We start from the raw sequence: 24816 nt of genomic DNA, 5'->3' as shown, positions 1-24816 counted from the left end.
CAAAGCGCGCTTTTCCACAGGTGATTGCACCACCCGGGCCGATGGCTGCTTGCCGCCCGTTTCCGCGCAGTCTATCACATTCCTTGGTATGGACGAGCAGGATCCCCCACAAGATGACCGGTCCGATGACGATCGGTTGAGCGCCGAACCGCTGTCGCGGGCGATCGGCTCTCGCTACTTGCAATATGCATTGTCGACGATCATGCACCGCGCCCTGCCGGATGCGCGTGACGGGCTGAAGCCGGTGCACCGGCGCATTCTTTACGCGATGCGCGAGCTACGCCTCGGGTCCAACGGCGGTTTCCGCAAATCGGCCAAGATCTCGGGCGACGTGATGGGCAACTATCACCCGCATGGCGACGCCGCGATCTACGACGCGATGGCGCGCCTCGCGCAGGATTTCGTCATTCGCTATCCGCTGGTCGACGGGCAGGGGAATTTCGGCAATATCGACGGCGACAACCCTGCCGCCAGCCGCTACACCGAGGCGCGGATGACCGCCATGGCCGAGGCGCTGATGCAGGGCCTCGACGAGAACGCGGTCGATTTCCGGGACAATTACGACGGGACCCTGCGCGAGCCCGAGGTTCTGCCGGCCACCGTCCCGAACCTGCTGGCCAACGGGGCGAGCGGGATTGCCGTGGGCATGGCCACGAACATCCCGCCGCATAACCTCGACGAACTGATCGGGGCCTGCCTGCACCTGATCAAGACGCCCGATGCGCGGGACGAAACGCTGCTCAATTACATTCCGGGGCCGGATTTTCCGACCGGCGGCGTGATCGTGGAGCCGCGCGAGAATATCGCCGAGGCGTACCGCACGGGGCGTGGCGCCTTCCGCCTGCGCGCGCGGTGGGAGACCGAGGACCTGGGCCGCGGCCAATGGCAGATCGTCGTCACCGAGATCCCGTACCAGGTGCAGAAATCCAAGCTGATCGAGAAGCTGGCCGAGTTGATCCAGACCAAGAAGGTCCCGATCCTGGCCGATGTGCGCGACGAGTCGGCCGACGATATCCGCATCATCCTCGAGCCGCGGACCAAGAACGTCGATCCCGAGGTGCTGATGGGCACCCTGTTCCGGCAATCCGATCTTGAAACGCGGTTCAGCCTGAACATGAACGTGCTGATCGACGGGCGCACGCCCAAGGTCTGTTCGCTGAAGGAAGTGCTGCGCGCCTTCCTCGATCACCGGCGCGACGTGCTTCAGCGCCGGTCCCAGCATCGGCTGGAAAAGATCGACCACCGCCTCGAAGTGCTGGAAGGTTTCCTGATCGCCTTCCTGAACCTCGACCGGGTCATCGACATCATCCGCTACGATGATGAGCCCAAACCCGCCTTGATGCGCGAGGATTGGGGGCGCGAGTTTACCCGCGCCACCTCCGAGAAGGATTACGTCACGCCGCCGCCCGGCGATGGCGAACTGACCGAGGTGCAGGCCGAGGCCATCCTCAACATGCGCCTGCGCAGCCTGCGCCGCCTTGAAGAGATGGAGCTGATCCGCGAGCGCGACGCCCTGATGGAGGAGCGCGCGGGGCTCGAAGACCTGCTGGCCGATGAGGGCCTGCAATGGGCCCGGATCGCCGACGAGCTGCGCGAGGTGCGCAAGGCCTTCGGCGCCAAGGCCGAGGGCGGCGCGCGGCGCACCGAATTCGCCGAAGCCGGCGAGACCCCGGATGTGCCGATCGAAGCCATGATCGAGCGCGAGCCGATCACCGTGGTCTGCTCCAAGATGGGCTGGATCCGGGCCATGAAGGGCCATATCGACCTGTCGAGCGAGTTGAAATTCCGCGACGGAGACGAGGGCCGGTTCGTTTTCCACGCCGAAACGACGGACAAGCTGTTGATCATGGGGGCGCAGGGCCGTGTGTACACGCTGCCCGCCTCCAACCTGCCGGGCGGTCGCGGCCTGGGCGAGCCTGTGCGCCTGATGGTCGATTTGCCCAACGAATCCGAAATCGTGGATCTGTTCGTGCATCGCCCCGGCGGCAAGCGTCTGGTCGCCTCTTCGGCCGGGGACGGGTTCCTCGTGCCGGAGGACGATATCGTCGCGCAGACACGGGCGGGCAAACAGGTTCTGAACGTGCGCGGCGATGCCGTGGCCAAGGTTTGCGTGCCGCTGGCCGAGGGCGACGATCATGTCGCCGTTGTCGGCGAGAACCGCAAGCTGCTGGTGTTCTCGTTGGATGAACTGCCCGAACTGGGGCGTGGCAAGGGTGTGCGCCTTCAGAAATACAAGGATGGCGGCCTGTCGGATGCCCGCACGTTCCGGCTGGACGACGGTTTGACATGGCTCGATCCCGCGGGCCGGACCCGGACCGAGGCAGACCTTGTCGAATGGACCGCGAAACGGGCCAGCGCCGGGCGCATGGCGCCACGCGGGTTTCCCCGCGACAACCGCTTTACCTGAGGCGCGGCCCAAAGCGGCAGGAAGGCCACGCTGAGCGACACGCGAAGTTGCACGGGTTTACCTTTCGCCACCCGCTGCTGTATCGACTCCGACAACCGTTTGCCGAGGAGACGTTCCCAGATGCGCCTGTCCCGCTTCGCCCCTCTTGCTGTCGTTGCCTTCGTCGCAGCCTGTGCGGCCGGTGATCCGCTCGAGGAAGATCTGCCCGACATGGGTGATTTCCGTCTGGCCCACAACATCGTCGTGGCCGACAACGCGCAGCAGGTGCCGCCGTCCCGCAACGCCGAGCCCGAGGAATGGGTCGAGATCCTCGAAGCCGAGATCGATCGCCGCTTCCGCGGCTACGAGGGGGACCGCCTCTATCACATCGGCGTCGCGGTCGATGGCTACGCGCTTGCCCCTCCGGGCATCCCGATCGTGTTGCAGCCGCGCTCGGTTTTGATCCTGTCGGTCAATATCTGGGACGATGAACTTGGCCGGAAACTGCACGACGAACCCGAGCGGATCATGGTGTTCGAAGGCGCCAGCCCGGAAACGATGATCGTCGGCTCGGGCATCGCGCGCTCGCGGGATGAACAAATGCAGATCCTGGCCCGGAACGCGGCGCGGCGCATCCAGCTGTTCATGTTGGACAACCCCGAATGGTTCAACATCGACCCCGACGCCGCCGAAAATGCCGCAAGCGCGGTCGAGGCTGCCGCAGAGGCCGCTGAATCCGCGCCCGAGGGCGCAGACGAAGCGCTGGAAGAGGCAACCGAGTGACCGTGCCGATCCGGGGCAGGATTTCTGCCCCGGGATCGCCGCCGATCCACATAGCACCTTGATTTTTCCGTGCGGGCCGAATACCTCGCCCGCGATGTTGAACCGGGCCCCGGCGTTTGCTGCTTGACGGGGCCCCCGAATGGACGGGGCGCCAGCCAATGGCAAAGGAAAAGTTTGAACGTAACAAACCGCACGTGAACATCGGCACGATTGGCCATGTTGACCACGGCAAGACGACGCTGACGGCGGCGATTACGAAGTATTTCGGCGACTTCAAGGCGTATGACCAGATTGACGGTGCGCCGGAGGAGAAGGCGCGCGGGATCACGATTTCGACGGCGCACGTGGAATACGAGACGGAGAACCGTCACTACGCGCACGTCGACTGCCCCGGCCACGCGGACTACGTGAAGAACATGATCACGGGTGCGGCGCAGATGGACGGCGCGATCCTGGTTGTGAACGCGGCCGACGGCCCGATGCCGCAGACGCGTGAGCACATCCTGCTGGCGCGCCAGGTTGGCGTTCCGGCGCTGGTGGTGTTCCTCAACAAGGTCGACCAGGTCGACGACGAGGAACTGCTCGAGCTGGTCGAGATGGAAGTGCGCGAGCTGCTGAGCTCCTACGACTTCCCGGGCGACGACATTCCGATCGTGGCCGGCTCGGCGCTGGCGGCGATGGAAGGCACCAACCCCGAGATCGGCGAGAACAAGATCAAGGAGCTTCTGGCCGCTGTCGACGAGTACATCCCGACGCCCGAGCGCGCCGTGGACCAGCCCTTCCTGATGCCGATCGAGGACGTGTTCTCGATCTCGGGCCGCGGTACGGTTGTGACCGGCCGTGTGGAGCGTGGCGTGATCAACGTGGGCGACGAGATCGAGATCGTCGGCATCAAGGACACCACCAAGACGACCTGCACGGGCGTCGAGATGTTCCGCAAGCTGCTGGATCGCGGTGAAGCGGGCGACAACATCGGCGCGCTGCTGCGCGGTGTGGACCGTGACGGTGTCGAGCGTGGCCAGGTTCTGTGCAAGCCGGGCTCGGTGACGCCGCACACGAAGTTCGAGGCCGAGGCCTACATCCTGACGAAGGAAGAGGGTGGCCGTCACACGCCGTTCTTCGCCAACTACCGCCCGCAGTTCTACTTCCGCACGACGGACGTGACCGGGACGGTGACGCTGGCCGAAGGCACGGAGATGGTGATGCCGGGCGACAACGTGTCGTTCACGGTCGAGCTGATCGCCCCGATCGCCATGGAAGACGGGCTGCGCTTCGCCATCCGCGAAGGCGGCCGCACCGTCGGCGCAGGCGTCGTCGCCAAAATCATCGAGTGATCCCGCCCGTTCCGAACGGAACGCTGGCGCAGTCACACGACGAAAATCAGGGAAGCCGCGGCACTGTCCGCGGCTTCTTTCTGTGTGACGGGGCGTTGATACCCACGATCCCGTCACACATGCAGAGTCGCTACGGTGATGGTGTGGGCGGCTGGCCCCCAACGGCCGGGTTTTGCTTTCCGGCCTGAGTCATGTTACGTCACGCGCATCAGGCAACAGGAGGCATCGATGGATCAGCCGCTTTGATCGCCAAATTCCAATCGCATCAAAGACAAAGGCTATCCCATGCCCGCATTCCGCCCGTTTCCCGCCCCCGGCGTGTCTCATCCCGTTCCGATGCCCGATGGCTCGGTTCATGAGGGCACCGTGTTCCTGTCCGCCGTCATCGACCACCCAAGGTTCGAGGTCGGCTATTATACTTATGCCTCGGCGCATCACCCGCCCGAGGATTGGGCCGCATATCTGGCCCCCTATCTCTACCCGTTCAGCCCCGAGAAACTGACGATCGGCCGCTTCTGCCAGATCGCAAGCGGGGTGGAGTTCATCACGGCCTCGGCCAACCACCGCTACGACGGCATATCCACCTTTCCCTTCGCGGTGTTCGGCGGCGGCCCGGTTGAGGGGCGTCCGTCGATGCCATCGCCCGGGGCCGATACCTGCGTCGGGCATGACGTGTGGATCGGCACCGGTGCGCGCATCCTGCCGGGCGCCCGGATCGGCAGCGGTGCGATCATCGGGGCCGGGGCGGTCGTGTCGGGCGAGGTCGCGCCCTACACAATCGTCGCAGGCAATCCGGCCAGACCGGTGCGGCGACGCTTCGCGCCGGAAACCATCGAGCGTTTGCTTGAAATCGCCTGGTGGGAGTGGCCGATCGACAGGATCCTCGCGCATGAGGCCGCGATTTGCGGGGGCGATCTGAGCGCCCTTGAACATGCGGCGCGGCATTGATGCAGGTTGGCGTCACCGGCGCAGGACCCCATCTCTGGCGTGACAAGAACAGGAGCGTTTTATGACCGTCACCCCGGAAATCGGTGTGATCGGCCTTGGCACGATGGGGGCTAATCTTGCCCTCAACATTGCCGAGGCGGGCCACCCCATCGCCGTGTTCAACCGGACGCCTGAAAAGACCTTCGCCTTTGCCGAAAGCGCGGGCGCCTTGTCCGAGCGGATCGTGCCGACCGAGAGCCTTGAGGCGTTCGTCGCGGCGCTGGCCTCGCCCCGGCGCATCCTGCTCATGGTGCCCGCCGGGGACGCGGTGGAAGAACAGATCGCCGCCCTGCGCCCGCTGTTGGACGCGGGCGATATCCTGATCGACGGCGGCAATTCCGACTGGCAGGACAGCACGCGCCGCCATGCCGAGTTAGGGCGCGACGGCCTGCATTTCCTCGGGCTGGGTGTGTCCGGCGGGGCCGAGGGGGCACGGCATGGACCCTCGATGATGGCGGGTGGCAGCGAAAGGGCTTACGAGGCCGTCGCGCCGATTCTGCGGGACATCGCCGCCCGGTTCGACGGCGAGCCTTGCGTCGCGTATCTCGGCTCTGGCGGGGCGGGCCATTTCGTGAAAACCGTCCATAACGGCATCGAATATGCCGACATGCAGATGATCGCCGAGGTCTACGGCCTCATGCGCGACGGGCAGGGGCGCGCGATGCCTGACATGGCAGGGGTGTTCGCCCGCTGGAATGCCGGGCCGCTTGAAAGCTACCTGATCGAGATCACGGTCGAGGTTCTGGGCACGTCCGACCCCGAGACCGGCAAACCGATCCTGTCGGTGATCGCGGATCGCGCGGGCCAGAAGGGGACGGGGCGCTGGACGGTGATGGACGCGCAACGCCGCGCCGCGCCGCTTCCGGCGGTCGAAGCGGCGGTGACCGCCCGTGTCCTTTCGGGCGAGGGGGCGTGGCGCAGCAAGGGGGCGCAGCTATTCCCCGATCCGGCGGCAGGCGCGATTGGCCCGCTCTCCGACGAGCAGCTCGAACAGGCTTTGCTCGCCGGGAAAATCCTGGCCTATTCGCAGGGCTTCGCCCTTCTGGCCAAGGCCGCGCGGGAAGAGGAATGGTCCATGTCCCTGCCGGATGTCGCGCGTATCTGGCGGGCGGGGTGCATCATCCGGTCCGGGCTGCTGGACGATATGGCGACCGCGTTGGAAAGCGCCGAGATGGATCTGCTGGCCTTTGCCCCCGCCTTTTCCGAGCGACTGACGCAAACCCTGCCCGCGTTGCGCGCAACCGTTGCAGCGGCCACGCTGTCGGGCTTGCCCGCCCCAGCCCTTTCGTCCGCGCTCGGGCATTTCGACCTCCTTCGGCAGGCGCGCGGCACAGCGGACCTGATCCAGGGGTTGCGAGACCGGTTCGGCGCGCACGGATTCGAACGATTGGATCGCCCCGGCGAACCCGGCCAGCACGGGCCTTGGACCGGGACGTGAGGGCGGGTTACCGGATCTAGCCTACGTTGCAGTTGAGCAGGCGCAGACTGCACCGGCGCAAGCGATGGCATCGCGCAAAACTGGGCGGCTTCCTTCGGATGTCCTGTTGCGGTGTCGATCAACACGGGATGTCAGGCGATCGGGTTTGGGATTCCGCCGTTTCCCGTCTGGACAAGCCCGTAAAATGGGCCTATCCCGCTGACCGGCCTAGGGGTGTAGCTCAGTTGGTAGAGCATCGGATTCCAAATCCGACGGTCGGGGGTTCGAGTCCCTCCGCCCCTGCCAATTTCCTGAGAATCGAAAAGACTAGCCGCCCCGAATGACGTGGATCATGAACCCGTCAGGATCGGCGTGATACCCTTTCTCATGCAATGATTTGAGACAGGAGGGTTTCCATGACACGCCGTTTTTCACTCGGACTCCTGGCCGCGATCTGCGTCGGCATGATGTCCGTCGCCGCTCTGCCGGTCGCCGCGCAGCAATTCCTGGGCCAGTACACCGCCTATATCGGCCAGCAGGATCTTTATAATTCCAACGGCCAGCGCCTGACCGAACATTGGCAGATCCTGCGGCAGGACCGCGCCAACCTGCACCGCTTCGGGATCTCGCAGCCCGGTGACGAATGGGACCCGTGGTTCGGCAACTACAACGCGCGCGGCGCGATGGAGCAGATGATCATGCAAGGTGCCGCCGACCCGGTGGCCCGCCAGAACATCATCGCCGGCGGTGCCACGGTGGTCGTGCAGGTCTATGGCTGGAACGGTCAGCCCTCGCGCATTGACGTACAGGTCTGGCGCTAGGTCCTGAGCCCCGCCAGCGCGATCAGGTAGGCCGGGATTTCCCTCAGCGCGCCTTTGATCTGCGGCCAGGGGCGCGCTGTTCCCAGCGGCGGTGCCGAGCCCTCGGCGATCAGTCCTGCGCGGCGTGCCAAAAGCGTCGCGCGGGGCAGGTGATACGCGTCGGAAACGATGAGAACCCTCGTAAGGCCGAGCGCGTCGAGCAGCGGTTTGGCGAAGCGGATGTTTTCCCCCGTCCGGTGCGACGCATCCTCCAGCCGGATCACATCGGGCGGCACACCGGCAGCGATCAGGGTGTCGCGCATGACCTCCGCCTCGGGCGGGCCGTGCTTGCCAAGCCCGCCACAGGGGATCACGACCTGCCCGCGCCCGTCGTGCCATTGCCGCGCCGCCCATTCGGTGCGACGCGCGAGGGTGGGGGAGGGCACCCCGCCCGGCCAGACGGCCGCGCCAAGCACGAGGATGGCCTCATCCGGCCGTGTCGCAGGGGGATTTGCACTCATGACGAACCGCTTGACCTGTGATCGCAGGCTAGCGCGGCGGCCCGCACTCCGCCAGAGTCCGCGGTGGGCGTGACGCACGGCTTGCGCCCAAGGGCGGCCATGCGTATATGCAGCGCGATCCGACACAAGGGAAAGACCCATGGCCAACCCGTTCCAGTTCCTCCAGCAGACCCGCGCCGAAATCGCCAAGGTCGTTTGGCCGACGCGCCGCGAGGTTCTGACGACGACGGCGATGGTGTTCCTGCTTGCGGCGCTTGCGGCGGTCTTCTTCTTTTTCGTCGACTGGGTGATCCGCCAGGGGCTGGAACTGGTCCTGACGCTGTTCGGCTGATCCGGTCCGCCGCCCCTTGATTTTCCGGCAATGCAGGGGTATGGCGCGTGCATTCCCGAAAATGGCGTGCGTCGAAGAAGTGATGCACGCTGTTTTTTATTCGGGAGAGTGCCGCCGTATGGCGGCGACATTCTAGGTTTTCATCGGTCCTCTTTGGGCCGTGCGGTCAAGGGACGCGAACGAGACATGGCAAAACGGTGGTATTCGGTCAGCGTGCTGTCCAACTTCGAAAAGCGGGTTGCCGAACAGATCCGCACCGCCGTGGCCGAAAAGGGCCTCGAAGAGGTGATCGAAGAGGTGCTCGTCCCCGAAGAGGACGTGATCGAGGTGCGCCGGGGCAAGAAGGTCACCGTGCCGCGCCGCTTCATGCCCGGCTACGTGCTGGTGCGCATGGAGATGACCGACGAAGGCTACCACGCGATCAACTCGATCGCGCGCGTCACCGGTTTCCTTGGCCCGCAGGGCCGCCCGATGCCGATGCGCGATGACGAGGTGAACGCGATCCTCAACCGCGTCGAAGAGGGCGAGGCGCAGCCGCGCTCGACCATCACCTTCGAGGTGGGCGAGAAGGTCAAGGTCAACGACGGCCCGTTCGAGGATTTCGACGGCATGGTCGAAGAGGTCGACGACGAGAACCAGCGCCTGAAGGTGACGGTCTCGATCTTTGGCCGCGCGACGCCGGTCGAACTGGAATTCACCCAGGTCTCCAAACAGGCCTGAGCGAAGAGGGCGCCGCACTCCGGCGCCCGTTAAATGTGGGAGGCGAGGCGGTCGCGACCGTCGGACCGGACCACGGCAACAAAGGCCGCCTGACGCGTCGGGGGGCTGTTGGAAAGAAGGAGAGGCCATATGGCCAAGAAACTTGCTGGCACCATGAAGCTGCAGATCCCTGCAGGTCAGGCCAACCCCTCGCCGCCGGTGGGCCCCGCCCTCGGTCAGCGTGGCATCAACATCATGGAATTCTGCAAGGCGTTCAACGCCAAGACGCAGGAGATGGAGCCGGGCGCACCCTGCCCGACCGTGATCACCTACTATCAGGACAAGTCCTTCACGATGGACATCAAGACGCCCCCGGCGTCCTACTACCTGAAAAAGGCGGCCGGTCTGAAGAACCAGGGCAAGCGCAACCGTCCCCGCGGCGCCGAGAACCCGGGCCGCGAGACCATCGCGACCGTGACCGTCGCGCAGGTGCGTGAAATCGCCGAAGCGAAGATGAAGGACCTCAGCGCCAATGACGTCGAGGCCGCAATGAAGATCATCGTTGGCTCGGCCAACTCGATGGGCATCGAGGTGAAGGGGTAAATCATGGGCAAGATTGGAAAGCGTCTGAAGGCCGCCCGCGCCGCCTTTGCCGACAAGGAAAACGTCTCGGTCGAAGAGGCCGTTGAACTGATCAAGGCGAACTCGAACACCAAGTTCGACGAAAGCATCGAGATCGCGATGAACCTGGGCGTCGACCCGCGCCATGCCGACCAGATGGTCCGCGGTACGGTCACCCTGCCCAACGGCACCGGCAAGTCGGTGCGCGTCGCGGTGTTCGCACGTGGCCCCAAGGCTGACGAAGCCAAGGCCGCCGGCGCCGATATCGTCGGTGCCGAGGACCTGATGGAAACCGTCCAGGGCGGCACCATCGAGTTCGACCGCTGCATCGCGACGCCGGACATGATGCCGATCGTCGGCCGTCTGGGTAAGGTGCTCGGTCCGCGCAACCTGATGCCGAACCCCAAGGTCGGCACCGTGACCATGGACGTCAAAGAGGCCGTCGAAGCCGCCAAGGGCGGTCAGGTCCAGTTCAAGGCCGAGAAGGCGGGCGTCGTCCATGCCGGTATCGGCAAGGCGTCCTTCGATGCCGCCAAGCTGGCCGAAAACGTGCGCGCCTTCGTGGACGCCGTGAACAAGGCCAAGCCGTCGGGCGCCAAGGGGGCCTACCTGCAAAAGATCTCGCTCAGTTCCACCATGGGGCCGGGCGTGTCGGTTGCTCTGGACAGCGCCACCGGCAACGCGTGATCTGACGCGAAAAGGTTTGGAAAGGCCCTGCCGGTGATGGCGGGGCCTTTTCGCGTTTCAGGCCCGGATCGCTGCATCTGGGGCTTGGCAAATCGGCGGCTTCGCTATAGACCCGCCCCTGCAACGGAGCGCGCGATTCGTCACGCGCTCTTTTGCGTTTCGTCCAAGACGGTGGGTTGGGGTGATACGGCCTCAATAATTCCTGCCCGAGACGGGATCAGACCAGATGACCGAGGGCTCTCCCGTAGAGCGCGCGGTGGGGTTGGTTCCCGTTGTCCACGGACCAAAACCGCCGGAGCGATCCGGTAGACTAGAGCCGGGGGGAAACCCCCAAACTGGAGTGAAACTGTGGATAGAGCCCAGAAAGAGAAAGTGGTCGAGGAACTCGGCCAGATCTTCGAAAGCTCTGGCGTCGTTGTGGTTGCTCACTACGAGGGTCTCACGGTTGCCGAGATGCAGGATCTGCGGGGTCGCATGCGCGACGCTGGCGGGTCCGTCCGCGTCGCCAAGAACAGGCTCGCCAAGATCGCCCTCGAGGGAACGGATGTCTCTGGCATCGCCGAATTCCTCACGGGCATGACCGTTCTGTCCTATTCGGAAGACCCCGTGGCAGCAGCCAAGGTCGCCGAAGCCTATGCCAAGGATAACGACAAGTTCGAAATCCTGGGCGGGGCGATGGACGGAAACGTTCTGGACCGCGCCGGTGTTACCGCGGTGTCCAAGCTGCCGTCGCGCGAGGAGCTTATCGCTTCCATCGCCGGCTGCATCGGGGCACCCGCGTCGAACATCGCCGGGGCCATTGGCGCACCTGCTTCGAACATCGCTTCCATCCTTTCCACCATCGAGGAAAAGGCGGAGGCCGCATAAGGCATCCCGACACCTCCGCATCTTGCGGCGTTGGAACACACACCTACATACGGATACTGAAAAATGGCTGATCTGAAGAAACTCGCAGAAGAGATCGTCGGTCTGACCCTCCTGGAAGCCCAGGAACTCAAGACCATCCTCAAGGACGAATACGGCATCGAGCCCGCCGCTGGCGGCGCCGTGATGATGGCTGGTCCCGCCGGTGACGCCGGTGGCGCTGCCGAAGAAGAAAAGACCGAATTCGACGTCGTTCTGAAGAACGCCGGCGCACAGAAGATCAACGTGATCAAGGAAGTGCGTGGCATCACCGGCCTGGGCCTCAAGGAAGCCAAGGACCTGGTCGAAGCCGGCGGCAAGATCAAGGAAGGCGTCGACAAGGCCGAAGCCGAAGAGATCAAGGGCAAGCTGGAAGCAGCTGGCGCCGAGGTCGAGCTGGCCTGAGCCGGACGATAGCGGCGGCGCGACGCTGAATGTCGCGCCGACCCGCACAAGAATTGGGCTGGGCCCGGGTGTTTCCCGGGTCCAGCCGAACGCGTCTTAGCGAGGGCCTTGCGGGTCAGGGTCTTCCCTAAGGCGGCAAATCAGGGGTCGGGAGCGCGCCATTGGGCGGGCGCGCATGAATGGACCCCGCCCGTCTTGAGGTTTCAGTGCTCCCCCGCCGGTGACCCGACGGCGTGTGGGCGGCACGAGACAACGGAAAGGTGCGCACGAGCATGGCTCAGACCTACGAAGGCCAGAAACGTATCCGCAAATTCTACGGCAAGATCCACGAAGTGCTGGAAATGCCGAACCTGATCGAGGTGCAGAAGTCGTCCTACGACCTGTTCCTGAAATCCGGCGACCAGGAAACCCCGACCGATGGCGAAGGCATCATGGGCGTGTTCCAGTCGGTCTTCCCGATCAAGGACTTCAACGAAACCGCCGTGCTCGAGTTCGTCAAGTACGAGCTGGAACAGCCGAAATTCGACGTGGAAGAGTGCCAGCAGCGCGACCTGACTTACGCCGCGCCGCTCAAGGTCACCCTGCGTCTGATCGTGTTCGATGTCGATGAGGACACCGGCGCGAAATCGGTCAAGGACATCAAGGAACAGGACGTTTTCATGGGCGACATGCCCCTGATGACGCCCAACGGCACCTTCATCGTCAACGGCACCGAGCGCGTGATCGTCAGCCAGATGCACCGCTCGCCCGGTGTGTTCTTCGACCACGACAAGGGCAAGACTCACAGCTCGGGCAAGCTGCTCTTTGCCTGCCGCATCATTCCGTATCGTGGTTCGTGGCTCGATTTCGAATTCGACGCCAAGGACATCGTCTTTGCGCGCATCGACCGTCGCCGCAAACTGCCGGTCACCACGCTGCTTTACGCGCTGGGTCTCGACCAGGAAGGCATCATGGATGCCTATTACGACACGGTCGATTTCAAGCTCGAGAAGAACAAGGGTTGGGTCACCAAGTTCTTCCCCGAGCGTGTGCGCGGCACGCGCCCGACCTTCGATCTGGTAGACGCGGCAACCGGCGAAATCATCTGCGAGGCCGGCAAGAAGGTCACGCCGCGCGCGGTGAAGCAGATCATCGACGCGGGCGAGATCACCGAGCTTCTGGTGCCCTTCGACCACATCGTCGGCAAGTACGCCGCCAAGGACATCATCAACGAGGAAACCGGCGCGATCTACGTCGAAGCCGGTGACGAGTTGACCTGGGAGGTCGACAAGGACGGCGAAGTCACGGGCGGCACGCTGAAAGAGCTGCTGGATGCCGGCATCACCGACGTCCCCGTGCTCGACATCGACAACGTCACCTTCGGCCCGTACATGCGCAACACCATGGCGATGGACAAGAACCTCAACCGGAACACCGCGTTGATGGACATCTACCGCGTCATGCGTCCGGGCGAGCCGCCCACCGTCGATGCCGCCTCGGCGTTGTTCGACCAGCTGTTCTTCGACAGCGAGCGCTACGACCTGTCGGCCGTGGGCCGCGTGAAGATGAACATGCGCCTTAACCTCGATGCCGAGGACACGCAGCGCACGCTCCGCAAGGAAGACATCATTGCCTGTATCAAGGCGCTGGTGGAACTGCGTGACGGGCGCGGCGACATCGACGACATCGACCACCTCGGCAACCGCCGGGTGCGCTCGGTCGGCGAGCTGATGGAAAACCAGTACCGCGTCGGCCTGCTCCGCATGGAGCGCGCGATCAAGGAGCGTATGTCCTCGGTCGAGATCGACACGGTCATGCCGCAGGACCTGATCAACGCGAAACCGGCCGCGGCCGCGGTGCGCGAATTCTTCGGCTCCTCGCAGCTGTCGCAGTTCATGGACCAGACCAACCCGCTGTCGGAAGTGACGCACAAGCGTCGCCTGTCGGCCCTCGGGCCGGGCGGCCTGACGCGCGAACGCGCGGGCTTCGAGGTGCGCGACGTGCACCCGACCCATTACGGTCGCATGTGCCCGATCGAAACGCCGGAAGGTCCGAACATCGGCCTGATCAACTCGCTGGCGACCTTCGCCCGCGTGAACAAGTACGGCTTCATCGAAACCCCCTACCGCAAGGTCGAGGGCGGGCAGGTGACGGACGAAGTCCATTACATGTCCGCGACCGAGGAAATGCGTCACACCGTGGCGCAGGCGAACGCCAATCTCGACGAGAACGGCAAGTTCATCAACGAGATGGTCAACACCCGTCAGGCCGGTGAATACACGCTTGCCCCGAACGAGGCGGTGGACCTGATCGACGTGTCGCCCAAGCAGTTGGTGTCGGTCGCGGCCTCGCTCATCCCGTTCCTCGAAAATGACGACGCCAACCGCGCCCTGATGGGCTCGAACATGCAACGTCAGGCGGTTCCGCTGCTGCAGGCCGACGCCCCCTTCGTGGGCACCGGCATGGAGCGCAAGGTGGCCATCGACTCCGGCGCGGCCATCCAGGCCCGCCGCGCGGGCATCATCGACCAGGTCGATGCGCAGCGTATCGTCGTGCGCGCCACCGAGGATCTCGAGATCGGCGATGCCGGTGTCGACATCTACCGCCTGCGCAAGTTCCAGCGCTCGAACCAGAACACCTGCATCAACCAGCGTCCGCTGGTGAAGGTCGGCGATCGCGTCTCGAAAGGCGAAGTCATCGCCGACGGCCCGTCCACCGACATGGGGGAACTGGCGCTCGGCAAGAACGTGGTCGTCGCCTTCATGCCGTGGAACGGCTACAACTACGAGGACTCGATCCTGATCTCGGAACGCATCGTGCGTGACGACGTCTTCACCTCGATCCACATCGAGGAATTCGAAGTCGCCGCCCGCGACACGAAGCTCGGACCCGAGGAAATCACCCGCGACATCCCCAACGTCGGCGAGGAAGCCCTGCGCAACCTCGACGAGGCGGGCATCGTCTATATCGGCGCCGAAGTGGGGCCGGGCGACATCCTCGTGGGCAAGATCACCCCCAAGGGCGAAAGCCCGATGACGCCGGAAGAAAAGCTTCTGCGCGCCATCTTCGGGGAAAAGGCCTCGGACGTGCGCGACACCTCGCTGCGTTTGCCGCCGGGTGACTTCGGCACGGTCGTCGAGGTGCGCGTCTTCAACCGCCACGGCGTTGAAAAAGACGAACGCGCGCTGCAGATCGAGCGCGAAGAAGTCGAACGCCTCGCCCGCGACCGGGACGACGAAATGGCCATCCTGGAGCGCAACATCTACGCGCGCCTCAAGACCATGATCCTCGGCAAGACCGCGGTGAAGGGGCCCAAGGGCGTCAAGTCCGGCTCGGAAATCACCGAAGAACTGCTCGACAGCCTCAGCCGCGGCCAGTGGTGGCAGCTGGCCTTGGGCGACGAGCAGGACGCGGCCCATGTCGAGGCCCTGAACCAGCAGTTCGAGGCGCAGAAGCGCGCCCTCGATCACCGGTTCGAGGACAAGGTCGAGAAGGTCCGCCGCGGCGACGACCTGCCGCCGGGCGTGATGAAGATGGTCAAGGTCTTCATCGCCGTGAAGCGCAAGCTGCAGCCGGGCGACAAGATGGCCGGCCGTCACGGGAACAAGGGTGTGATCTCGAAAGTGGTGCCGATGGAGGACATGCCGTTCCTCGCCGACGGCACCCCGGTCGATTTCGTGCTGAACCCGCTCGGCGTGCCTTCGCGGATGAACGTCGGTCAGATCCTTGAAACGCATATGGGCTGGGCCGCGCGCGGCCTCGGGATCCAGATCGACGAGGCGCTGGACGACTACCGCCGCTCGGGCGACATGACCCCGGTCAAGGACGCCCTGAAGATCGCCTATGGCGACGAGGTCTATGACAGCGCCTTCGCCGACATGGACGAGGATCAGGTGCTGGAAGCCGCCGGCAACGTGACGCGCGGTGTGCCGATCGCAACCCCGGTCTTCGACGGTGCGAAAGAGCCCGACGTCAACGACGCACTGGTGCGCGCCGGGTTCGACCAGTCGGGCCAGTCGGACCTGTTCGATGGCCGCACGGGCGAGAAATTCGCCCGCCAGGTCACGGTCGGGGTCAAGTACCTGCTGAAACTGCACCACCTGGTCGACGACAAGATCCACGCGCGCTCGACCGGCCCGTACTCGCTCGTCACGCAGCAGCCGCTGGGTGGTAAGGCGCAGTTCGGTGGTCAGCGCTTCGGCGAGATGGAGGTCTGGGCCCTCGAAGCTTACGGCGCCGCCTACACCCTGCAGGAAATGCTGACGGTGAAGTCGGACGACGTGGCTGGCCGGACCAAGGTCTACGAGTCGATCGTCAAGGGCGAGGACAACTTCGAAGCCGGCGTGCCGGAATCGTTCAACGTTCTCGTCAAAGAGGTCCGGGGTCTGGGCCTCAACATGGAACTCCTGGATGCGGAGGACGACGAAGACGGGATCGCGGCGGAATAACCGCCCGGCCCTGTCCGGGGCGGCCCCTCTTGGTCGCCCCCGCCCCTCTGCGCCTGTCTTTTAAGGATTCGATATGAACCAGGAACTCACCAACAACCCGTTCAACCCGCTGACCCCGCCGAAAGCCTTCGACGAGATCAAGGTGTCGCTGGCCTCGCCCGAGCGGATCCTCAGCTGGTCCTACGGCGAGATCAAGAAGCCCGAGACGATCAACTACCGCACGTTCAAGCCCGAGCGTGACGGCCTGTTCTGTGCGCGCATCTTCGGCCCCGTGAAGGACTACGAATGCCTTTGCGGCAAATACAAGCGCATGAAGTATCGCGGCGTCGTCTGCGAGAAATGCGGCGTGGAAGTCACCCTGCAAAAGGTGCGCCGCGAGCGTATGGGCCACATCGAACTGGCCGCGCCCGTCGCCCATATCTGGTTCCTCAAGTCGCTGCCCTCCCGCATCGGCCTGATGCTGGACATGACCCTGCGTGACCTCGAGCGTATTCTCTACTTCGAGAACTACGTCGTGATCGAGCCGGGCCTGACCGACCTGACCTACGGCCAGTTGATGAGCGAAGAGGAATTCCTCGACGCGCAGGACGCCTATGGCGCCGACGCTTTCCAGGCCAATATCGGGGCCGAGGCCATCCGCGAGATGCTCAGCCAGATCGACCTCGAGGCCGAGGCTGCGCAGCTGCGCGAAGACCTCAAGGAAGCCACGGGCGAACTGAAGCCCAAGAAGATCATCAAGCGTCTGAAGATCGTCGAGAACTTCCTCGAGTCGGGCAACCGCCCCGAGTGGATGGTCATGACGGTGATCCCGGTAATTCCGCCGGAACTGCGCCCGCTGGTGCCGCTGGATGGTGGCCGCTTCGCGACGTCGGATCTGAACGACCTCTATCGCCGGGTCATCAACCGCAACAACCGTCTGAAGCGTCTGATCGAGTTGCGCGCGCCCGACATCATCATCCGCAACGAAAAGCGGATGTTGCAGGAATCGGTCGACGCCCTCTTCGACAACGGCCGTCGCGGCCGCGTCATCACGGGGGCCAACAAGCGCCCGCTGAAATCGCTGTCCGACATGCTCAAGGGCAAGCAGGGCCGCTTCCGCCAGAACCTGCTGGGGAAACGCGTCGACTTCTCGGGCCGTTCGGTCATCGTGACCGGTCCGGAACTCAAGCTGCACCAGTGCGGCCTGCCCAAGAAGATGGCGCTCGAACTGTTCAAGCCGTTCATCTACTCGCGGCTTGAGGCCAAGGGCCTGTCCTCGACGGTCAAACAGGCCAAGAAGCTGGTCGAGAAAGAGCGCCCCGAGGTGTGGGATATCCTCGACGAGGTGATCCGCGAACACCCCGTGATGCTGAACCGGGCGCCCACGCTGCACCGTCTCGGCATCCAGGCGTTCGAGCCCGTGCTGATCGAAGGCAAGGCGATCCAGCTTCACCCGCTGGTCTGTTCGGCCTTCAACGCCGACTTCGACGGCGACCAGATGGCCGTGCACGTGCCGCTGAGCCTCGAGGCCCAGTTGGAAGCGCGCGTCCTGATGATGTCGACGAACAACGTTCTGTCGCCCGCCAACGGCGCGCCGATCATCGTTCCGTCGCAGGACATGATCCTCGGCCTCTACTACGTAACCCTCGAGCGCGAGGGCATGAAGGGCGAAGGCATGGTCTTTGCCGATGTGGACGAGGTGCGTCACGCGCTGGACGCCGGCGAAGTGCACCTGCACTCCAAGATCAAGGCCCGCGTGCGTCAGATCGACGAGGAAGGCAACGAGGTTTACCAGCGTTTCGACACGACCCCCGGTCGCGTCCTGCTGGGCGACCTGCTGCCGCTGAACGCCAAGGCGCCCTTCGACCTGGTCAACCGTCTGCTGCGCAAGAAAGAGGTGCAGCAGGTCATCGACACTGTCTACCGCTATTGCGGTCAGAAGGAGTCGGTCATCTTCTGTGACCAGATCATGACCATGGGCTTCCGCGAGGCGTTCAAGGCCGGCATCTCCTTCGGCAAGGATGACATGGTCATCCCCGACACCAAGTGGACGCTGGTCGACGAGACCCGCGAACAGGTCAAGGAATTCGAACAGCAGTACATGGATGGCCTGATCACCCAGGGTGAGAAGTACAACAAGGTCATCGATGCCTGGTCGAAAGCCAACGACAAGGTGACGGACGCCATGATGGCGACGATCTCGGCGGCCAAGCGCGACGAGAACGGCGCCGAGATGGAGCCGAACTCGGTCTACATGATGGCCCACTCCGGGGCGCGTGGCTCGGTCACCCAGATGAAACAGCTGGGCGGCATGCGCGGCCTGATGGCCAAGCCCTCGGGCGAGATCATCGAGACGCCGATCATCTCGAACTTCAAGGAAGGTCTGACCGTTCTTGAATACTTCAACTCGACGCACGGCGCCCGTAAGGGTCTGTCGGACACCGCGCTCAAGACCGCGAACTCGGGGTATCTGACCCGTCGTCTCGTGGACGTGGCGCAGGACTGCATCGTTCGCATGGACGACTGCGGCACCGACCGCGTGATCACCGCCAAGGCCGCCGTCAATGACGGTGAGGTCGTGGCCTCGCTTGCCGAACGTATCCTGGGCCGCACCGCCGGTGAGGACGTGATGGTGCCGGGCACCGACGAGGTGATCTGCGCCAAGGGCGAGTTGATCGACGAACGCAAGGCCGACGCGATCGAGCAGGCCGGCGTGCAGCAGATGTTCATCCGCAGCCCGCTGACCTGTGAGGCCGAGGAAGGCGTCTGCGCCACCTGCTACGGGCGCGACCTTGCCCGCGGTACCAAGGTGAACACCGGCGAGGCCGTCGGCATCATCGCGGCGCAGTCGATCGGTGAACCCGGCACGCAGCTGACGATGCGGACCTTCCACATCGGCGGCGTTGCACAGGGTGGTCAGCAGTCCTTCCAGGAAGCGGGCAGCGGCGGCACCATCGCCTTCGGCAACCCGAACCTGCTGGAAAACACCATGGGCGAGCAGATCGTCATGGGTCGCAACATGCAGCTGATCATCAACGACGATCAGGGCAACGAGCAGGCCAGCTTCAAGCTGGGCTACGGCACCAAGGTCATGGTCAAGGACGGCCAGAAGATCGACCGCGGCGACCGCCTGTTCGAGTGGGACCCCTACACGCTGCCGATCATCGCCGAGAAGGCGGGCACGGCGAAATTCGTCGACCTCATCTCGGGCGTGTCGATCCGCGAGGATACCGACGACGCGACCGGCATGACCCAGAAGATCGTCTCGGATTGGCGCACCGCGCCCAAGGGCAACGAGCTCAAGCCCGAGATCCTGATCGTGGGCGAGGATGGCGAACCGGTCCGCAACGATGCGGGCAACCCGGTGACCTACCCGATGTCGGTGGATGCGATCCTGTCGATCGAGGACGGCCAGAAGGTCGAAGCCGGCGACGTGGTGGCCCGTATCCCGCGTGAAGGCGCCAAGACCAAGGACATCACCGGCGGTCTGCCGCGTGTGGCCGAACTGTTCGAAGCGCGCCGTCCGAAGGATCACGCGATCATCGCCGAGCTCGATGGCTACGTGAAATTCGGCCGCGACTTCAAGAACAAGCGCCGGATCGGCATCGTGCCCGCCGACGACAGCCTGGAGCCCGTGGAATACATGGTGCCCAAGGGCAAGCACATCCCGGTTGCCGAGGGCGATTTCGTCCAGAAGGGCGACTACATCATGGATGGCAACCCGGCGCCGCATGACATTCTGCGGATCATGGGGGTCGAGGCGCTCGCCGATTACCTGATCGACGAGGTGCAGGACGTCTATCGCCTGCAAGGTGTGAAGATCAACGACAAGCACATCGAGGTGATCGTTCGCCAGATGCTGCAGAAGTGGGAGATCCTCGACTCCGGCGAGACCACGCTGCTGAAGGGTGAGCATGTCGACAAGGCCGAGTTCGACGCGATGAACGAGAAGGCGCTGGCCGACGGCCGTCGTCCGGCCGAAGGTGAACCGATCCTCCTCGGGATCACCAAGGCGTCGTTGCAGACCCGGTCCTTCATCTCGGCCGCGTCCTTCCAGGAAACCACGCGCGTGCTGACCGAGGCTTCGGTTCAGGGCAAGCGGGACAAGCTGGTCGGCCTGAAGGAAAACGTCATCGTGGGCCGCCTGATCCCGGCGGGCACCGGTGGCGCGACCCAGAGGGTCGAGCGCATCGCCAAGGCGCGCGACTCCGAGGTGATCGAGGCTGCGCGTGCCGAGGCCGAAGCCGCCGCGGCACTGGCCGCCCCGGAAGAGGGCGACGCCGCCGAGTGATCGGATCTTCTGAAAGATTGGAAAACGCCCCGTTTCGACGGGGCGTTTTTCGTTTGTGTGGCCCGCCTTTCCGGCCCGCAGGTCCCCGGAACGGCGGGCCATCTTCAGGGCTTGCCCGCTTGAGAATGCGACCTTGAACACCAAGTTGGGGGTAGGATTGGAAACCACCCGCGAGGACCGGACATGACGGCAGAACCGAAATCCTTGATGGTCAGTGTCACCGGACGGGTTCAGGGCGTGGGGTTCCGCGCCTGGACACAGCGCGAGGCGACACGGCGCGGATTGGTCGGTTGGGTCCGCAACGAGTTCGACGGCTCGGTCTCGGCCCTGTTGGAGGGGACGCCCGACACCGTAGACGCGATGGTCGACGCGATGCAATGCGGCCCTATCGGCGCCCGCGTCGATCGGCTGAGCTCCATGCCCGGCGCGCAGACAGAACGCCAGGGTTTCGACATCACCGAGCCCGATTTCTGAAACGGGCTGCGGGGATTCCCCCGGCATGCGCTTTGTCCTACTGTCCGGGCGTAAGCGGTGTGTCGGAAACGGGGTCACATGGGCGCGGAAAACCAGATCGTGGGCGTGTGCCGCTTCTCCTACCTCGGGGAGGGGGGATTCCAGGCGCAGAAAGGCGGCTTCGAAAAAGCGCAGGAAGAACTTTATGCCATTCCGCGCATGCGCCGTCGCTTTGCCTATTTCGAGAATATCTGCCTTCCCTCGCTCGCCGCGCAGACCGACCAGAATTTCCGCCTCGTGGCCCTGATCGGGGACACGATGCCTTATCGGTGGCGCAAGCGCCTGAAAGGGTTGATGGGCGTCTATCCGTTCCTCGAAGTCTGCACGCTCGAAGCCGCCGGCCCGCTCAATTCCACGCGCCGCGCCTTTCGCCGGGGCGTCGATGGAGAGCCCGATTTCATCACCGGCTTTCGCATCGACGACGATGATGCGGTGGCGGTCGACTACATCGAACGCACGCGCGCAATCTCCGACAAGCTGATCGAGCTTGGATGGGCCGACGCCGAAACGCCCGCCGCGGTCTGTTTCCACCGGGGCATCTACTGGGACATGAACCGCCCCGAGAACGAGCGGTTCTACGATTTCTCCGAGAAGGAACCGCTCGGTCTGGCCAGCGCGATGGTCACGACGCTCGACAGCACGTCCAACATCTTTCGCTGGAACCACCGAAAGCTGGCCGCGCATGTGCGCTGCTGGATCGACCCGACCGACTACATGTTCGTGCGTACGCTGCATGGCCATAACGACAGCGACCGTTCGATCCCGCCGGGGGCACGCCAGCTTCCCGACTGGCAGGCCCGCACCCTGCTGCGAAAGCGGTTTTCCCTCGCCCCGAAAAAGATCATACCGCAGATGGCAGAGCTTCAGACGGAAGACGAATGAACGCGGCATCGAACCTGCGCGGCGCGCTGTTCATGATGGGCAGCATGGTCGCCTTCACCCTGAACGACGCCTGCGTGAAGCTGCTGGCCGAGGACGTGCCGCTGTTCCAGATCGTCTTTCTGCGGGGCCTTCTGACGACTGCCTTGATGGTGGTGACCGTCGCGGCCTTCGGCAGGCTGTCGTTCCGCATTCCCAAGGGGGACCGGGGCAAGGTCGCGTTGCGAACCTTCTTCGAGGTGGCGGCGATGGTCGCCTTCCTGACCGCGCTGGTGAACATGGCCATCGCCAACGCGACCGCGATCCTGTCGGCCTTGCCGCTGCTGGTGACCCTCGCTGCCGCTCTGCTGTTTCGCGAACCGCTTGGATGGCGCCGGTTGACTGCCGTGGGCGTTGGCTTCACCGGCGTCTTGATGATCGTTCAGCCGGGGACCGAGGGGTTCAACGTCTATTCCCTCGTCGCGCTGGTGGCGGTCCTTCTGATCACCGGGCGCGAAATGACGACCCGTGCCTTCAGCCCCGAGGTGCCCAGCATGACCGTGGCGGTCATCACCGCCGCTTCGGTCTGTGTCTTCGGCGGGGTCGCGTCGCTGTTCGAGCCATGGGTGGCCCTTGGCTGGCGCGAGGTCGGGCTGATCGCGATAGCCTCGGTCTTCATCATCGGCGGCTATGTCTTCTCGGTGATGGTGATGCGCGTGGGCGAGGTCGGGTTCACCGCCCCTTTCCGCTACACGGCGCTGGTCTTCGCGCTGGTCCTGGGCCTGGTGCTGTTCGACGAGTTGCCAAACACCCTCGCGCTCTCTGGGGCGGCGGTGGTCATGGGCACCGGCATCTACACCCTTTTGCGCGAACGCGCCCTGCGCCGCGCAGCCGCCGCGCGGGCGACCGTCAAGGGCAGCGCCCATGGCTGACCGGGTGCAGGTCCAGGGGCTGTGCCGCTTCTCCTTTCCCTGCACGGGGGGCTTCAAGAAATACCACGATAGCCTCGAGGAACGCCGCGCCGCCCTCTACGCGCCCGACCGCCTGAACCAGCGCATGACGTGGTTCTGCCATGTCGGCCTGCCGGGCCTGCGGGCGCAGACGGACAAGGACTTCACCCTTCACCTCCTGCTGGGCGAGGATTTTCCCCAACCCTGGCGAGACGCGTTGCTGGCCATGATCGCCGATGTGCCGCAGATCGTGCCGGCCTTTCGCCCGCCGGGCGATCACCGCGCCGTCTGCCGCGAGGTGCTCTTGTCGGGCCGCGACCCCAAGGCCGACGCGGTGGCCGAGTTCCGCCTCGACGATGACGACGCCGTGGCCGTGAATTACGTGCAGTCGCTGCGCCGGAACTGGTCGCGGGTTCACCGGCTGGCGTCCTCGGCCGGTCGCGTCGCGTTGGACCAGGGCAAGGGCATGGTGCTTGAGGCGCGGGCGGGGCAGGGGATCGTCCCGCACCTGTTCCTGACCATGTGCTGGGCGCCGGCCCTCGCGATCTACCTGCGCCCCGAGGATACCGGGATCATCATGGATTTCCCGCATCACAAGATCTGGCAGCGCCTGCCCTTCGTCAGCCTGACCGAGCAGGTCATGTTCATCCGGGGCCATCACACGACCAACGACGCCCAGACCCCGTGGAAGGCAACCGCCCCCGTCGCCCATGACCCGGCTGACCTGCCCGGGCTTCTGCGCCGCCGCTTCGACATTGATCTGGACGGCTTCGACCGCGTGTGGCAGGGTCTCGCCAACGGGTGACACGCGCCGCGCCGCGGCACTGTTGACACCTGCCCCGACTCCCCCTATATCCCGCGCCACTTGGCCGGGCGTCCCCGGGCGCTTTGCATGGCCTGAATACAGAATGAGTGGTCACGATCCGGGCCGTTTTGGTGCCCCGATCCTCTGAGAATTCCGCCGCAGCGTCCTCCAGGTAGGGAAGGGATGCATGCGGGTTTGGTGGTTTCGTGCATGCGGAACGCCATCTGACATAAGTGAGCAAGACGGGGAACCGAATGCCGACGATTCAACAGCTGATCCGCAAGCCGCGGCAGCCCAAAGTAAAAAGGTCCAAGTCCCAGCACTTGGAAAGCTGCCCGCAAAAGCGTGGCGTGTGCACGCGCGTCTACACCACCACTCCGAAGAAGCCGAACTCGGCTATGCGGAAAGTGGCCAAGGTGCGCCTGACCAATGGCTACGAGGTCATCAGCTACATCCCCGGTGAAAGCCACAACCTTCAGGAGCACTCGGTTGTCCTGATCCGTGGCGGCCGTGTGAAAGACCTTCCCGGTGTGCGCTACCACATCCTGCGTGGTGTTCTGGATACCCAGGGCGTCAAGGATCGTAAGCAGCGTCGTTCGAAATACGGCGCCAAGAAGCCGAAGTAAGAGGATACAAACATGTCCCGTCGTCACCGCGCAGAGAAACGCGAAGTTCTGCCCGACGCCAAGTTCGGCGACCGCGTTCTGACCAAATTCATGAACAACCTGATGATCGACGGCAAGAAGTCGGTCGCAGAGACCATCGTCTACAACGCGTTCGATCGCGTCGAAGGCAAGCTCAAGCGCGCACCCGTCGAGGTGTTCCACGAGGCGCTCGACAACATCAAGCCCGCCGTCGAGGTTCGCTCGCGCCGTGTGGGCGGTGCAACCTACCAGGTTCCCGTCGAAGTGCGCCCCGAGCGTCGTGAAGCCCTAGCGATCCGCTGGCTGATCAACGCGGCCCGCGCCCGCAACGAAAACACCATGGAAGAGCGTCTGGCCGGCGAATTGGTCGACGCCGTGAACTCGCGCGGCTCCGCCGTGAAAAAGCGCGAAGACACGCACAAGATGGCCGACGCCAACAAGGCGTTCAGCCACTACCGCTGGTAAAACACTCTCT

21 protein-coding genes and 1 tRNA gene are annotated in these 24816 nt (G+C 64.4%); 21 read left to right on the top strand and 1 reads right to left on the bottom strand.

The window, feature by feature from the left end:
* Positions 1 to 88: 88 nt before the first annotated feature.
* The 7 genes from ABD923_RS10410 (at position 89) to ABD923_RS10380 (ending at position 7728) form a co-directional block, all read left to right on the top strand.
* A complete protein-coding gene (locus tag ABD923_RS10410) occupies positions 89 to 2407 on the top strand; it encodes a DNA topoisomerase IV subunit A (protein WP_345229463.1) in 2319 nt (772 codons plus the stop codon).
* A 120-nt stretch (positions 2408 to 2527) separates the two neighbouring features.
* Positions 2528 to 3169: a hypothetical protein gene (locus ABD923_RS10405; RefSeq protein WP_259554051.1), complete on the top strand. Its 642-nt coding sequence runs from the start codon at positions 2528 to 2530 to the stop codon at positions 3167 to 3169.
* Positions 3170 to 3327: 158 nt separating this feature from the next.
* Complete coding sequence (tuf, locus tag ABD923_RS10400; protein WP_345229462.1) at positions 3328 to 4503, top strand: elongation factor Tu; 1176 nt, start codon at positions 3328 to 3330, stop codon at positions 4501 to 4503.
* Between the two features lie 285 nt (positions 4504 to 4788).
* Positions 4789 to 5451, top strand: a complete 663-nt coding sequence (locus ABD923_RS10395; RefSeq protein ID WP_259555231.1) for a CatB-related O-acetyltransferase — start codon at positions 4789 to 4791, stop codon at positions 5449 to 5451.
* 61 nt (positions 5452 to 5512) lie between these two features.
* Positions 5513 to 6928, top strand: coding sequence for an NADP-dependent phosphogluconate dehydrogenase (gene gndA / locus ABD923_RS10390; RefSeq protein WP_259555232.1), 1416 nt, complete (start codon positions 5513 to 5515; stop codon positions 6926 to 6928).
* 209 nt (positions 6929 to 7137) lie between these two features.
* Positions 7138 to 7213: transfer RNA gene (locus ABD923_RS10385), tRNA-Trp, on the top strand.
* A 110-nt stretch (positions 7214 to 7323) separates the two neighbouring features.
* Complete coding sequence (locus ABD923_RS10380; RefSeq protein WP_259555233.1) at positions 7324 to 7728, top strand: hypothetical protein; 405 nt, start codon at positions 7324 to 7326, stop codon at positions 7726 to 7728.
* On the opposite strand, the gene ABD923_RS10375 is transcribed toward ABD923_RS10380, so the two are convergent.
* The gene (locus ABD923_RS10375; RefSeq protein ID WP_259555234.1) at positions 7725 to 8228 is read right to left on the bottom strand and encodes a YdcF family protein; all 504 of its coding nucleotides are present in this window, start codon (positions 8226 to 8228) and stop codon (positions 7725 to 7727) included. The two genes, ABD923_RS10380 and ABD923_RS10375, sit on opposite strands and share 4 nt — an antisense overlap.
* A gap of 139 nt (positions 8229 to 8367) precedes the next feature.
* Between ABD923_RS10375 and secE the strand changes: the two genes are divergently transcribed.
* The 14 genes from secE to rpsG all read left to right on the top strand — a co-directional run bounded on the left by secE (position 8368) and on the right by rpsG (position 24806).
* Positions 8368 to 8559 (top strand): preprotein translocase subunit SecE, encoded by a 192-nt coding sequence (secE, locus tag ABD923_RS10370; RefSeq protein WP_222190759.1) that lies wholly within the window; start codon positions 8368 to 8370, stop codon positions 8557 to 8559.
* Between the two features lie 186 nt (positions 8560 to 8745).
* Positions 8746 to 9279: a transcription termination/antitermination protein NusG gene (gene nusG / locus ABD923_RS10365; protein ID WP_222190762.1), complete on the top strand. Its 534-nt coding sequence runs from the start codon at positions 8746 to 8748 to the stop codon at positions 9277 to 9279.
* A 129-nt stretch (positions 9280 to 9408) separates the two neighbouring features.
* Positions 9409 to 9861 (top strand): 50S ribosomal protein L11, encoded by a 453-nt coding sequence (rplK, locus tag ABD923_RS10360; RefSeq protein WP_222190764.1) that lies wholly within the window; start codon positions 9409 to 9411, stop codon positions 9859 to 9861.
* 3 nt (positions 9862 to 9864) lie between these two features.
* Complete coding sequence (gene rplA, locus ABD923_RS10355; protein ID WP_222190766.1) at positions 9865 to 10566, top strand: 50S ribosomal protein L1; 702 nt, start codon at positions 9865 to 9867, stop codon at positions 10564 to 10566.
* 348 nt (positions 10567 to 10914) lie between these two features.
* Complete coding sequence (rplJ, locus tag ABD923_RS10350) at positions 10915 to 11433, top strand: 50S ribosomal protein L10 (protein ID WP_259555235.1); 519 nt, start codon at positions 10915 to 10917, stop codon at positions 11431 to 11433.
* Between the two features lie 63 nt (positions 11434 to 11496).
* The gene (gene rplL / locus ABD923_RS10345) at positions 11497 to 11874 is read left to right on the top strand and encodes a 50S ribosomal protein L7/L12 (protein WP_222190770.1); all 378 of its coding nucleotides are present in this window, start codon (positions 11497 to 11499) and stop codon (positions 11872 to 11874) included.
* A 272-nt stretch (positions 11875 to 12146) separates the two neighbouring features.
* Positions 12147 to 16301, top strand: a complete 4155-nt coding sequence (gene rpoB, locus ABD923_RS10340) for a DNA-directed RNA polymerase subunit beta (protein WP_259555236.1) — start codon at positions 12147 to 12149, stop codon at positions 16299 to 16301.
* A gap of 73 nt (positions 16302 to 16374) precedes the next feature.
* Complete coding sequence (gene rpoC, locus ABD923_RS10335) at positions 16375 to 20571, top strand: DNA-directed RNA polymerase subunit beta' (RefSeq protein ID WP_259555237.1); 4197 nt, start codon at positions 16375 to 16377, stop codon at positions 20569 to 20571.
* Between the two features lie 183 nt (positions 20572 to 20754).
* On the top strand, positions 20755 to 21045 hold the full coding sequence (locus ABD923_RS10330) for an acylphosphatase (protein WP_259555238.1): 291 nt from the start codon (positions 20755 to 20757) through the stop codon (positions 21043 to 21045).
* A 78-nt stretch (positions 21046 to 21123) separates the two neighbouring features.
* Entirely contained in the window at positions 21124 to 21966 is an 843-nt protein-coding gene (locus ABD923_RS10325) for a putative rhamnosyl transferase (protein WP_259555239.1), read from the top strand.
* A complete protein-coding gene (locus ABD923_RS10320) occupies positions 21963 to 22874 on the top strand; it encodes a DMT family transporter (protein WP_259555240.1) in 912 nt (303 codons plus the stop codon). The genes ABD923_RS10325 and ABD923_RS10320 overlap by 4 nt, the downstream gene beginning before the upstream one ends.
* The gene (locus ABD923_RS10315) at positions 22867 to 23697 is read left to right on the top strand and encodes a putative rhamnosyl transferase (protein WP_259555241.1); all 831 of its coding nucleotides are present in this window, start codon (positions 22867 to 22869) and stop codon (positions 23695 to 23697) included. Before ABD923_RS10320 ends, ABD923_RS10315 begins: the two co-directional genes overlap by 8 nt.
* A gap of 254 nt (positions 23698 to 23951) precedes the next feature.
* Complete coding sequence (rpsL, locus tag ABD923_RS10310) at positions 23952 to 24323, top strand: 30S ribosomal protein S12 (RefSeq protein ID WP_025311764.1); 372 nt, start codon at positions 23952 to 23954, stop codon at positions 24321 to 24323.
* A 12-nt stretch (positions 24324 to 24335) separates the two neighbouring features.
* Positions 24336 to 24806 carry a 30S ribosomal protein S7 gene (gene rpsG / locus ABD923_RS10305; protein WP_222190782.1) on the top strand — a complete coding sequence of 157 codons (471 nt, stop codon included), beginning with the start codon at positions 24336 to 24338 and terminating at the stop codon, positions 24804 to 24806.
* Positions 24807 to 24816 lie beyond the last annotated feature (10 nt).

It is taken from the genome of [Roseibacterium] beibuensis (assembly GCF_039542305.1).
GTDB classification, from domain to species: Bacteria; Pseudomonadota; Alphaproteobacteria; order Rhodobacterales; family Rhodobacteraceae; genus Roseibacterium; species Roseibacterium beibuensis.
Note: the sequence above shows the minus strand (reverse complement) of the source record. Positions and strands in the feature narration are given on the sequence as shown.